Source organism: Martelella limonii (genome assembly GCF_013344475.1).
GTDB classification, from domain to species: domain Bacteria; phylum Pseudomonadota; class Alphaproteobacteria; order Rhizobiales; family Rhizobiaceae; genus Martelella; species Martelella limonii.
This window is the reverse complement of the sequence record NZ_JABUOU010000008.1, coordinates 107,951-119,927: the sequence shown is the minus strand read 5'-3', so window position 1 is coordinate 119,927 and position 11,977 is coordinate 107,951. Positions and strand designations below refer to the sequence as shown.

Genomic DNA, 11,977 nt, shown 5'->3' with positions numbered 1-11,977 from the left:
ATCTTTCCCGGAGTACCTATTCTTCGGAGCCGCAATCAATACCCCTGACTTGCGCAATGCATTCAACGCCCGGCTTGGCCCCATCGTCTGGCCGTCAAGCCGAAATGCTCCGGCACCGGTTACGCGGCTGGCGCGTTTGAAAATTGAAGTTTCAAATCTTTAATATCGTCACTTGGCCGTATTCGCCATAAAAAAACACGTCTGCTTGAAACTGAAAAGCGCGGACAAATGCCCGCGCCTTTCGATGCTTCTGAAACCGGTCCGAAGAAGATCAGTCTTCTTCCGAACCTTCTTCTTCGACTTCATCGGCTTCCTCGTCGCCATCCTCGGCATCGGACTTGAGGCCGGCAGGCGTTGCGATGGTTGCAATGGTGAAGTCGCGGTCGGTGATGACGGGCGTCACGTTTTCCGGCAGTTCGACCGCCGAAATGTGGATGCTGTCGCCGAGTTCGGCCGAAGCGAGGTCAACCGTGATGCTGTCCGGGATCGCATTGGCCGGGCAGTGGAATTCAACTTCGTGGCGGACGATGTTGAGCACGCCGCCCTTGCGGATACCGGGGCACTTTTCATCATTGATGAAGTGAACCGGAACAGCGACGGTCACGACGCTCTTTTCCGAAATCCGCAGGAAGTCGACATGCATCACGAAATCGCGAACCGGGTCGAGCTGGTAGTCCTTCGGCAGGACCATGTACTTCTTCTTGCCGACTTCGACAGTGAAGGTGGTCGTCATGAAACCACCGCCGAAGATGCGCTTCGAGATCTCGTTGCGGGAGATCGCGATCGAAACAGGGGCTTGTTTGTCGCCGTAAATGACAGCGGGTACCATGCCGTTGCGACGCAGTTCCCGGGCGGACCCCTTACCGACCCGTTCGCGTGCTTCGGCCGTGAGCATTGCATTGGTCTTGCTCATGGCAATTCCTTTCGGTTGTGTTAGGAGCGCCCTGCAGGCCATACATTGATCGTCTGCAAGACGGAGCGCCGTCTCCGTCGCTCATTCGCGCTGCCTCCAAGGGTGTCTGCGCGAACGGGCTGCCTATATAGGAGGTAGCCCCAAAAGGCAAGCAAACCTATCCAAAAGAGAGATTGACGGTGTATCGTCGCGGATAAATAACGTTGGGCCTGACGGGGTCACCCGATCCGGACTGATTGCGTCCTCGTATCAGGACAGGTTCACGGAGGTTTATTTGGACGCGATGTCTGGTTTCATGGCGGATGGGCACATGTATCGTGCCTTCGCGGCTGCGTTTTTCGTGGCGCTTGTCGGCGGCTATCTGACGATGAGCCTGATCGTGCGCGTGCGTTCCACGCCGATAGAACAAGCCTGGATCTGGCTGCTGCTTTCCGGGGCCGTCGGCGGCATGACGATCTGGTGCACCCATTTCTCCGCCATGCTCGGCTATGATGACAATCTGCCGCACGTCTATGATCCAGCGCTCACATTTCTGTCGCTCGCGATCGCCGTCATCATGACGACGGCAGGCGTCTTCGTCTTCTATCGGGGCGGGCGGAAGCTTCCCGTGGAATTGGGAGGGGCGATCGTCGGAGCAGGCATTGCGCTGATGCATTTCGTCGGCATGGCGGGCTATGACGGTCCGGGGCGCTATGAATGGTCCTGGGGCTTTGTCGCAGCGAGCATCGTCCTTGGAATCCTGTTCTCAACGCTCGCCTTTTCCGCGCCCGTGCGCATGCGCGCCCTTTGCTGCCAGATGGTCGCCACGTCGTTCTTCATCCTGGCGATCTTCAGCGTGCACTTCATCAGCATGATTGGAATGGAGGTCGTCAACGACGGCTCCATACCCATTCCCGGTGAGGGGCTGTCGTCGCAGACCATGACCTTCTTTACCGCGCAGGGCATCAGCGTGGTGGTGATCGTGGGACTGGCGCTTCTGATCATCGAAGCCAAGAACCGCGAACAGGTCGACAGACAGGTCACGATCGCCGGAGCGCATGACGGTCTGACCGGCCTGCCCAATCGCCGCTCCTTCTCGACTGTGCTCGAACGCCTGATCGACGAGGGCAGCCATGGCAATAGCAGGTTCGCCGTGGGCTTTCTGGACATCATCGGGTTCAAGGAGATCAACGACGTCCATGGACACAGCGCGGGCGACCATATCCTGCGCCATGTCGCACGAGGGCTGGTGGAGCAACTGCCTTCCGATTGCTTCGTAGCGCGCGTGGGCGATGACGAATTCGCAGTCATCCTGAAAACGTCTGCCGGCCGGGTCGAGGTGGCGCGGACCTTTCGCCGCGCGCTCGATGAAATCGCCCGGCCGATCGTCTGGGAGGGAACCTCCTTCGAAGTGAAGCTCCATTGCGGCTTCACCGGGTTTCCCACCGACGGCAATTCCACATATGAGCTGATTGCCCGCATCGATGTTGCGCTTCAGCGCGCCAAGCGGGGCGGCGCCAACAGCATCGTCTTCTACGACGTCAGACGCGATCATGGCGAACGGCGGCTGAACGCCCTGGCGCTGGACATGCGCCGGGCTCTTGAGGAAGGGGAGTTCCGCCTGTTCTATCAGCAGCAGCGTCTGACCGAGACCCGCGAAATATTCGGCTTCGAGGTGTTGCTCCGCTGGTTCCACAAGGATCTCGGTCTCATCAGTCCCGACGAGTTCATACCGCTTGCCGAGCGCACCGGCTTTATCGGCGCGCTCGGCGAATGGGTGCTGCGCCAGGCCTGTCTGGATGGCGCGACCTGGCGCAACCCTTTCCAGATCGGCGTCAATGTCTCGGCCAGCCAGCTTGCCGATGCGCGCTTCCCGCGAAAGGTCGAGGCTATCCTGCGGGAAACCGGTTTTCCGCCCGAGCGGCTTGAACTGGAATTCACCGAAAGCGGCCTCGTCGAGGATGGCCAGCGCGCCCATGATTCGATCTCGGCGCTGAAGCGGCTCGGAGTGAAGATCGCGATGGATGATTTCGGAACCGGCTACTCGTCGCTCGCGACGCTGCAGCAGTTTCCCTTCGACAAGATCAAGATCGACCGGTCGTTCGTGGCAGGCCTGCCGGGGGACGAGTTGTCGGCTGCAATCGTGCGCGCCACGGTCATCATCAGCCGGAGCCTCGGGATAAGGGTGCTAGCAGAAGGCGTCGAAACCGAGGAGCAGCTCGAATTCCTGCATCGTGAACACTGCCTGCGCGCGCAGGGCTATTATTTCGGCAAGCCTGAGCCCCGCAGCGCGATCGAGGCCGTCGTCAACGGCAACGACATCGCCGTGCCTGTGCAGCCGCCGGTCAGGAGCATGGCCGTCTGACGCTTTGTGCCGCAAACGGGAATGAGGGTTCAGGCGCCGGCGCGCCTCAAGGCGAAGGCAATCCGGTGCGGCAGCGTCAAAACGGCGGACTGAACCGCAGCGGCCCCGACTTGACGAAGCCGTCCTGAGGAAACCGCGGGTGGATCGTCTCAGTCGAACAGGCTTGAAACGGAGGATTCGTGGCTGGTGCGGTTGATGGCCTCGCCGATCAGCCCTGCCGTGGAAACCACCCGCACCTTGGACGAGGCCACCATGTCGCTGCGCGGCTGGATCGAATCGGTGATCACCAGTTCTTCGAGCTTGGAATTGGAAATCCGCTCGACGGCGGCGCCGGAAAGGACGCCGTGGGTGATGTAGGCGGTGACTGACAGCGCGCCATTGTTCAAAAGCGCCTCTGCGGCGTTCACCAGAGTGCCGCCGGAATCAACGATATCGTCGATCAGGATGCAGTCCTTGCCCTCGACATCGCCGATAATGTTCATCACTTCGCTTTCGCCCGGCCGTTCACGGCGCTTGTCGACGATCGCGAGAAGACAGTCGAGCCGCTTGGCAAGTGCACGGGCGCGCACCACACCGCCGATATCGGGCGAAACCACCATGACATTATCCAGATTGCGCCGCGCCTTGATGTCGCGGGTGAGAATCGGAAGGGCATAGAGATTGTCTGTGGGGATATCGAAGAAGCCCTGGATCTGGCCTGCGTGAAGGTCGAGCGTGAGGACGCGGTTGGCGCCGGCCTGGGTGATGAGGTTTGCCACGAGCTTGGCAGAGATCGGCGTGCGCGGACCGGGCTTGCGGTCCTGGCGGGCATAGCCGAAATAGGGCAGAACCGCTGTGATCCGGCGCGCGGAAGAACGCCGGAACGCATCGATCATGATCAGCAGTTCCATCAGGTGGTCATTGGTCGGAAACGAGGTCGACTGGACGACGAAGACGTCCTCGCCGCGCACATTTTCCTGAATTTCAACGAAGATTTCCTGATCGGCGAAGCGGCGAACCGTAGCCTTGCCGAGCGGTACATTGAGATAGTTACAGATCGCTTCGGCAAGCTGTCGGTTGGAATTGCCCGCGAAAACTTTCATATCATACCGCCCGTTCAGTCTGACTGTCGCTTTTTAACGTGGATCAACGTTAAAGCAAGTCCGCAGTCAAGCCGCGAAGCGGGTTTTTCCGGATTTTTTACATTTCCATGACGCGACTTACGTGCCTCAACCCTGCGTGTCGAGCCAGCCCAGAAGCGCGCCGATCGATTTCTGTCCGATCGCCGACATCATCTCCGGCGTGACGCCTGTCCACGGATCGGAGCCGGTAAATCCGCCGCTGGTCGACGCTTCGCGATCCTGGATGCGGTGCAGCCTGACGCCATTCTGGCCGATCACGTCCCAGACATAGATGACCGAGACCACGCCGTCCTGATCGACAGCCGAGAAATAGCCCTTGAGGCTGAGGTCGGCCGCGGCATCATCCATGGCGACGATCGAGAGCCCCGCCGCCCGTGCGGTGTCGCCAAGACGGGCCGAAAGCGGCTGCAGCTTGTCTGACGGCGCTCCGATGATCGGCAGGAAGCGGATCGTGTCTGCGGCTGCGATCGATGCCGCCGGTGCCGCAGCGGGCGCCGTTGCCGCCTGCTGCGGGGGTGAAGCCGGAGCCTGGGGCGCCTGAACGGGCGGGGGAAGGGCGGCGGAGGGGGCGACCACGGCCGGTTGCGGCGGCTCGTAGGCCGGAGCGGCGGGCTGAAGGCCTGCAGCCTGCGCGCCGAATGTGCTCGGCGGACGACCGACGCCGGGCGTCGCGTCATAGGTGGTGCCGCTTGCCTGTGCTACCTGGTAGGACGCACCGCTGGCCTGGGCGACCTCATAGGTCTGGGCCGGTGCCGCCGCATAGGTCGGCTGGGCGATCCCTGACGGTGCTGCGAGTGACTGTCTGGAAACGGTCTCGGCAGGCGCGGCCGCAATCGGTGCCGGCGAAGCTGCAGGCGGCAGGGTGCCGACAGGCTCCGGAGGCCCGCTGTCGCCCATCATCGCGTCGAAACGTGTGCAGGCTGAAAGCAGTCCGGCCACGAGTAGAATGCTTGCTGCGCGCACCATTTCCCTCGCCCTTCCGTTGAAAATCCGGTCAATTTTCGGGAGAGGGCGAGGCAATGTCAAACGCCGACCGTGATCGTGCTTTATTTTGTGTAAAGCTCGAGACCAAGACGCGACAGCGGGCGCGGATCATCCTCGCCGGTCAGGTAGGTGCGCCCGAGCGTCATGGCGGTGCCGCTGTCGGAATCCATGATGATGATATGCACGAACAGCGACATCGAGGGCAGGATCGGATGCGGATTGCCGGTGTGGAACATCTGGTGCTCCATCCACGACGGCGCGAATCGGGCGCCGAGCGAATAGCCGCAGGCATTCAGCCGATGGCGCGACAGGCCGCGCGCATCCATGATCTCGGCATGCTTGTCGAACACCTCGCCGAAGGTGTGACCCGGCCTGAGGATTTCCTCGATCGCAGACAGCGTCGCGGTTGCCGCGCGAAACAGTGACTGGTGGCGGTCGCTTGGTTCGCCGACCAGAACCGTGCGCATGGCGGCCACGTGATAATGCGACCATACGCCCGCCCATTCGAGGGTCAGCTGGTCATTGGCATCGAGCTTGCGGCGGCCGGATTTCGAACGGCAAAGAAGTGCGCTCTCGCCCGAGCCGACGATGAAGTTGTTGGCCGGATAGTCGCCGCCGCCTGAAAGGACCGCGCCCTGCATGGTGGCAAGGATCTCGGCTTCGTCGGCGCCGGGGCGGATCAACGGCAATGCGGCCTCGAAGGCATCGTCGCAAAGCGTCGCCGCCTTTTCGATGCAGGCGATTTCCGCCGGCGACTTGATCAGCCGGAGATTGCTGACAAGGTAGGAGGCATCCTCGAGCTGGCCGAAAGAGCTCAGCTGGCTGTCGAGGAAGTGGGTCGACCGTCCGGTAATGCCGTGGGTGTCGTATTCGACGCCGATGCGGCAGCCGAGCAGGTCCATGTCGGAGAGCATGTCCTTCAGGTCGCGCGAGGGGTCGGTCTGGCCGCGATCCACCCAGATGCGGATTTCGGAGATATTGGATGTCTGGCGGGCCTGGCGGACATCGGCGGAGCGCGTCAACAGCGCCGTGCGCCCATCGGCGGTCACGACCAGGCATTGGAAGAACACGAAGCCGAACGTGTCATAGCCCGTCAGCCAGTACATGCTTTCCTGCGCGAACAGGAGCACGGCATCGAGCTTCTTCTCCGCCATCGCGGCCTTCAGCCGCGTCAATCGTTCCGCATATTCTTCAGCTTCAAAAGCGAGCGCCATGTCAGTCTCCCCCGGCGTGATCCCACGCCATGAAATGCTCAGATGATGGAAATGGCCGAAATCTGCCGGCCATAATCTGCGGCGCCGCGATGGGTGCCGCGACGATAGGAATAAAAACCTTCCTCGTCCTGATAGGTGCAGTGACGGATGATGTCGTGCTCTATCCCCGCCCGTTCAAGTCTCAGGCCGATGAATGACGGCAGGTCGAAAAAGGCATGGCCATCGGTCGGCGAGGGGCGAAAAAGCGCCCTGAATGTCGGATCGGCCGTGGTGAAGCGCTCGACGAATTCGGGGCCGACCTCATAGGCTTCCGGCCCGATCGTGGGGCCGAGCGCGGCGATGATCGCGCGCCTTTTCGCGCCGAGCGATACCATTTTCTCGACGGTCGCCTCGATCACGCCGCTGAAGGCGCCGCGCCAGCCGGCATGGGCTGCCGCGATGATCTCGTTTTCCGGGTCGGCAAACAGCAAGGGGCCGCAATCGGCGGTCAGCACGCCGAGCACGAGCCCGGGCGTCGCACTCGCCATGCCGTCGGCATGGGGACGCTCGCCCTCAGGCGGGGCGGAAACGGCAAGCGCGTCGGCGGAATGGCATTGATAGAGCGTGACGAGCTTGTCGGCCGGCTGGTCGAACCAGGCTGCGACGCGCGCCCGGTTTTCAGCGACAGCTCCGGGCTCGTCGGCAGAGCCGATGCCGCAGTTGAGGCTCTCGTAAAGGCCCGCAGAAACGCCGCCCTTGCGGGTGAAGAAGCCGTGACGGATATCGGTTCCGGCAAGCCTTTCCTCGAAAAGCGGGCTTTGCATCGGTGAAGGCGCATCGCGATCGGCGGTGTCAGGCATGCAATCCATCCAGTGTGTCGTGGCGCAAATGGTGGGGCGTCAGGCGATGGTTTGTCAATCCGTGCCGTCGAACGGGGGGAGTCTCACGGTGGGGGACGAGATGGCAAGCGCCTTGAAAAGATCGCCCATGTCGTCCGGCCCGTCGCCTGCAAGTCGGCGGGCCTGCGCGACGATCGCTTCCTGCGTGGCGCGATCTTTGCCGCGCCCGAGTGCCGAGGCGCGTGCGCCAAGCCCGAGGTCTGCCAGAAGGGCGCCTTGGGTCATGGCCGGGTGAATGTGGGCGCCTTCGAGGCGTGCCGCTTTGGCAAGCGCTTCGAAATCCACATGGCTCGTCAGGTCGGCTTCGCCCGGATGAGCAAGCGGCGGATCGAAGCGGTGATCACGCAGTGCCTGCAGCGTATCGCCAAAGCCGCTTTCAAGATGGCCATAGTCGATCACCAGCGCGCTGCCGCCTGCGCGCGCAAGCCGTGCGGCGATCTCCCGCATCAACCCCTCGCGCGCCGGCGCGTATTCGAAGATCGCTCCCTCCGGCGCGTGCTCGAAGCCTTTCGGCAGGGTATCGCCGTCGAGACGGGCAGGCGACAGGCAAAAGCCGAGCGCGCCGTCATCGTCAACCTGAACCGCGCGCTCGAAGAAATCCGCGCCCGATTTCACGAATTGCCGGATCGGCAGCGCGTCGAAGAGTTCGTTGGCGACAAACAGCGTGAAGCCGTCAGCTATGTCCTCCAGCCGGTCAACCCAGTGGATCAGTCGGACGTGGGCCTTGAGTGTTTCCTTCTGACGGGCGCGGAGGGCGGGGCTTGTCTCCAGCATGCAAACCGAAAGCCCATGATACATCTGCGGTGACAGGGCGGCGATGGTGCGCAGGCAATCCGCCATCATCGTGCCGCGTCCGGGGCCGCCTTCGATCAGCCGGGTCGCGGAGGGACTGCCATGGGCCTGCCAGGCGGTGATCAGGAAAACGCCGACAAGTTCGCCGAAGAGCTGGGAGATTTCCGGCGCTGTGGTGAAGTCGCCGTCCTTGCCCAGCGGGTCGCGCGTCAGGTAATAGCCGTGCTCGGGGTCGGCAAGGCAGAGCGAGAAATAGGTCGAGACCGGCATCGGGCCATCGGCCTCGATCATGGCCCTGATCTTGTTCAGCAGCGGCGTGGTCAAGGGCTCTGGCTCCGCTTTGCCATCCGCCCCGAATTCCAGATGCCCCAGAGGCCGATGGCAAGCATCGGCAATGACAGCACCATGCCCATGGTCACGAAGCCGCCAAACAGATAGCCGAGTTGCGGGTCGGGCTCGCGGAAGAACTCGACGAAGATCCGTGACAGCGCGTAGAGGCAGATGAAGATGCTTGCCGTCAGGCCGGGCCGTTTCAGCGTGCCGAAGAACTGTGTGATGATGAACAGGATAATGAGCGTCATCAGCCCCTCGAGACCCGCCTCGTAGAGCTGGCTCGGGTGACGCGGCAGGTCGCCTGCACCGGGAAACACCATCGCCCACGGCACGTCCGAGACCCGGCCCCACAATTCGCCGTTGACGAAGTTGGCGATGCGGCCGAAGAACAGCCCGATCGGCGCCACCGTTCCGATCAGGTCCAGCAGCGACCAGACCGGGATGTCGTGGCGTCTCGAAAAGATCACCATCGCGATGATCATGCCCATCAGTCCGCCATGGAACGACATGCCGCCGTCCTGGATGTAGAAAAGCGTCAGCGGATTGGCGATCAGGGTGCCCGTGGCATAAAACAGCATGTAGCCGAGCCGCCCGCCGACGACGATGCCGATCACCGACCAGGTGACGAAATCGTCGAGCCGGGCGATCTCCATCGGCCTTGTATTGCCCGGCCAGAGCCTTTCCCGCTTCAGAAGCTGGCGCGCATAGAGCCAGCCGAGCAGGATGCCGACCACATAGGCAAGGCCGTACCAGTGGACCGGAAGCGGGCCGAGATTCACGGCGACCGGATCGATCGCGGGGTAGGGAATGGCGGCAAGCCGGATATTGTCTGGCAGCAAGGCAAGGGTTCCTTTTTGATCGCGCCGGAAGATGGCGATATAATCCAGCCCGGTCAAGCTGGCGAAAGTGTGGGGCCTACGGCAGATATTGATGGCGCGGGCTTGCGGCATGGGCAAACCGGCACTACTTCAAGATAAATTGAGCCGGCACGGGCGCCGGCACGACCAAGGAGACAGCGACATGAGTTCCGGCACTACCCGCATCCTCGACGATCTGGCGAAGCTGATGACCGATGCGGCAGGCTCCGTGCAGAGCGCGGGCAAGGACCTGGAGACCGCGGTCAAGGCTCAGGTGGAACGCTGGCTGAACAGCATGGATGTCGTCAAGCGCGAGGAATTCGACGCCGTGCGCGACATGGCGATCCGGGCCCGCGATGAAAATGACGCGCTCAGGGCGCGCATCGAGGCGCTTGAGGCAAAGCACGCCGCCGGCGAATAAAGCGCCTCCCAGGCCACAAGAAAATCGGAATTTGAGAGCGGGCTGCCAGTGCAGCCCGCTTTTTCGTTTTCGGGAGGCAGGCGGGAACGGCTTGCGGAGCGGTTAAGACAAAATTCACCAAAAAAATTCCAACCTGTGGACATGCTGAAAAAACTGAGGTCGCAGAGTCAGTTAGGCGGTCCGACTGAATCATTTTGACAGGCTGCAAATGGGGCCGGAGGCGAAAGCTTCAGGTCTGGGGGCTGGCGCTGGCGAAAACGCATTATACACTGATTTTAATAGATGATTCGAAATGGAAGCTGGAGAGCCCCCAAGCATTCGCGCCAATCCGCAAAGCCGGAGGTGCGGCGGCTCTCGCGCTGAACAGGTGGTTTATGAGCCTTGGTTTGCTGGAAATCGAACGACTGAACAATCCGGTCGACATGATCGAATTCGTGGCTGCCACGAATGAGTGGACGTTCGAGCGTTCGGGCGAGGATGAAATCGCCATGACGGTGGGCGGCCGCTGGGCGGATTACCATGTGTCGTTTTCCTGGATGAGCCATTACGAGGCGCTGCATCTGGCCTGCGCCTTTGACCTGCGCGTGCCGGAACACCGCGTCAACGAGGTGCTCAAGCTTCTGTCGCGCGTCAATGCGCAGGTGCTGATGGGCCATTTCGACTTCTGGGCGCATGAGAATGTCGTGGTCTACCGCCAGTCGCTGCTTCTGGCAGGCGGGGCCGAGCCTACAAACCAGCAGGTCGAGGGCACGCTTTCGGGCGGGCTCGATGCCTGCGAGAACTATTTTCAGGCCTTCCAGTTCGTGGTCTGGTCCGGCATGTCCGCCGACGACGCGATGAAGGCCGTCCTGTTCGAGACCGTTGGAGAAGCCTGATATGAGCGCGCTTGCCGAGATCGATGGCCTGGTTCTTGTCGGCGCTGGAAACATGGGCGGCGCGATGCTGTCAGGCTGGGTCGCAGGCGGCCTCAGGCGCGAAGCGATCACCGTCATCGATCCCAATCCCGCCAACAGCATCAAGAACCTTCTCGACAGCAGCGGCATCCGCCATGTGGTCGCCGCCTCCGAGGCGATCAAGGCGAAGATCCTCGTCCTCGCCGTCAAGCCGCAGGTGATGTATGCCGTCCTCGAAACCGTCCGTCCGATGGTTGACGAGAACACGCTGGTCGTTTCGGTCGCAGCCGGCAAGACGCTCGCCTATTTCGAAGAGCGTCTCGGCCATGTGCCGACGGTGCGCACCATCCCCAATACGCCCGCGATGATCGGCCGCGGCATGATCGGCGCTTATGCCAATGAGCGGGTTGACGAGACCGGCCGGGCAACCGCCGATGCGCTGCTTGCAGCCGTCGGCGATGTCGAATGGGTCGAAAAGGAAGCCGATATCGATGCGGTGACCGCGGTTTCCGGCAGCGGTCCGGCCTATGTGTTCCATATGGTGGAAGTGATGGCGGAAGCCGGCCGCAAGCTCGGGCTCGATGCCGATCTTGCCATGCGGCTTGCACGCGGCACGGTGATCGGCGCCGGCGCGCTGCTTGATCGCTCCCCGGACGATGCGGGCGCGCTTCGCAAGAATGTCACGTCCCCCGGCGGGACAACGGCTGCGGCACTCGAGCATCTGATGGCGGAGGACGGCATTCAGCCGGTGTTCGACCGCGCTCTTGACGCCGCTTGCAAACGCTCCCGTGAACTTGCCGGTTAGGTGCCAAGATGAGTGACGAGATCAGCTTCGACGATTTCCTGAAGGTCGATATCCGCATCGGCACGATCATCGAGGTGGAAGACTTTCCCGAGGCCCGCAAGCCCGCCTACAAGTTGAAGATCGATTTCGGTCCCGAGATCGGCGTCAAGAAATCATCCGCCCAGATCACGGTGCATTACAAGCGGGAAAGCCTGCTTGGCCGTCAGGTCATGGCGGTTGTCAATTTTCCACCGCGCCAGATCGGTCCGGTTCGTTCCGAAGTGCTCACGCTCGGCTTTGCCGACGAAACCGGCGCCGTTGTGCTTGCCGGCATCGACAGGCACATCGAGAACGGCGCGCGCCTGCATTAGGCGCCCTTCGTGATGGAGGGCAATCTTGCTCTTCACATTCCGGATATTGTTCGCAGGCCCAGTGGCGAAGAC

12 protein-coding genes are annotated in these 11,977 nt (G+C 62.0%); 5 read left to right on the top strand and 7 right to left on the bottom strand.

Annotation, left to right across the window (positions count from 1 at the left end; all coding sequences use genetic code 11):
* Nucleotides 1-271: 271 nt before the first annotated feature.
* Nucleotides 272-913 carry a 50S ribosomal protein L25/general stress protein Ctc gene (locus HPQ62_RS15980; RefSeq protein ID WP_174803573.1) on the bottom strand — a complete coding sequence of 214 codons (642 nt, stop codon included), beginning with the start codon at nucleotides 911-913 and terminating at the stop codon, nucleotides 272-274.
* 310 nt (nucleotides 914-1,223) lie between these two features.
* On the opposite strand from HPQ62_RS15980, the gene HPQ62_RS15975 reads away from it, so the two are divergent.
* The gene (locus HPQ62_RS15975) at nucleotides 1,224-3,257 is read left to right on the top strand and encodes a putative bifunctional diguanylate cyclase/phosphodiesterase (protein ID WP_174803572.1); all 2,034 of its coding nucleotides are present in this window, start codon (nucleotides 1,224-1,226) and stop codon (nucleotides 3,255-3,257) included.
* 149 nt (nucleotides 3,258-3,406) lie between these two features.
* Here the strand turns inward: HPQ62_RS15975 and HPQ62_RS15970 are convergent, their stop codons facing one another.
* The 6 genes from HPQ62_RS15970 to lgt all read right to left on the bottom strand — a co-directional run bounded on the left by HPQ62_RS15970 (nucleotide 3,407) and on the right by lgt (nucleotide 9,418).
* Complete coding sequence (locus HPQ62_RS15970; RefSeq protein ID WP_174803571.1) at nucleotides 3,407-4,339, bottom strand: ribose-phosphate pyrophosphokinase; 933 nt, start codon at nucleotides 4,337-4,339, stop codon at nucleotides 3,407-3,409.
* Between the two features lie 126 nt (nucleotides 4,340-4,465).
* The gene (locus HPQ62_RS15965) at nucleotides 4,466-5,344 is read right to left on the bottom strand and encodes a hypothetical protein (protein ID WP_174803570.1); all 879 of its coding nucleotides are present in this window, start codon (nucleotides 5,342-5,344) and stop codon (nucleotides 4,466-4,468) included.
* An 80-nt stretch (nucleotides 5,345-5,424) separates the two neighbouring features.
* Entirely contained in the window at nucleotides 5,425-6,576 is a 1,152-nt protein-coding gene (locus HPQ62_RS15960) for a M24 family metallopeptidase (protein WP_174803569.1), read from the bottom strand.
* Between the two features lie 38 nt (nucleotides 6,577-6,614).
* Entirely contained in the window at nucleotides 6,615-7,415 is an 801-nt protein-coding gene (pgeF, locus tag HPQ62_RS15955) for a peptidoglycan editing factor PgeF (RefSeq protein ID WP_174803568.1), read from the bottom strand.
* Nucleotides 7,416-7,469: 54 nt separating this feature from the next.
* On the bottom strand, nucleotides 7,470-8,570 hold the full coding sequence (locus tag HPQ62_RS15950) for a class I SAM-dependent methyltransferase (RefSeq protein ID WP_174803567.1): 1,101 nt from the start codon (nucleotides 8,568-8,570) through the stop codon (nucleotides 7,470-7,472).
* On the bottom strand, nucleotides 8,567-9,418 hold the full coding sequence (lgt, locus tag HPQ62_RS15945; RefSeq protein ID WP_244629732.1) for a prolipoprotein diacylglyceryl transferase: 852 nt from the start codon (nucleotides 9,416-9,418) through the stop codon (nucleotides 8,567-8,569). The genes HPQ62_RS15950 and lgt overlap by 4 nt, the downstream gene beginning before the upstream one ends.
* A gap of 181 nt (nucleotides 9,419-9,599) precedes the next feature.
* On the opposite strand from lgt, the gene HPQ62_RS15940 reads away from it, so the two are divergent.
* From HPQ62_RS15940 to HPQ62_RS15925, 4 genes are all read left to right on the top strand, one after another.
* Nucleotides 9,600-9,857, top strand: coding sequence for an accessory factor UbiK family protein (locus tag HPQ62_RS15940; RefSeq protein WP_174803565.1), 258 nt, complete (start codon nucleotides 9,600-9,602; stop codon nucleotides 9,855-9,857).
* Between the two features lie 374 nt (nucleotides 9,858-10,231).
* On the top strand, nucleotides 10,232-10,732 hold the full coding sequence (locus HPQ62_RS15935) for a type III secretion system chaperone family protein (RefSeq protein WP_174803564.1): 501 nt from the start codon (nucleotides 10,232-10,234) through the stop codon (nucleotides 10,730-10,732).
* Between the two features lies 1 nt (nucleotide 10,733).
* A complete protein-coding gene (proC, locus tag HPQ62_RS15930; protein WP_174803563.1) occupies nucleotides 10,734-11,555 on the top strand; it encodes a pyrroline-5-carboxylate reductase in 822 nt (273 codons plus the stop codon).
* An 8-nt stretch (nucleotides 11,556-11,563) separates the two neighbouring features.
* Nucleotides 11,564-11,905 (top strand): tRNA-binding protein, encoded by a 342-nt coding sequence (locus tag HPQ62_RS15925; protein WP_174803562.1) that lies wholly within the window; start codon nucleotides 11,564-11,566, stop codon nucleotides 11,903-11,905.
* The last annotated feature ends 72 nt before the right edge of the window (nucleotides 11,906-11,977 follow it).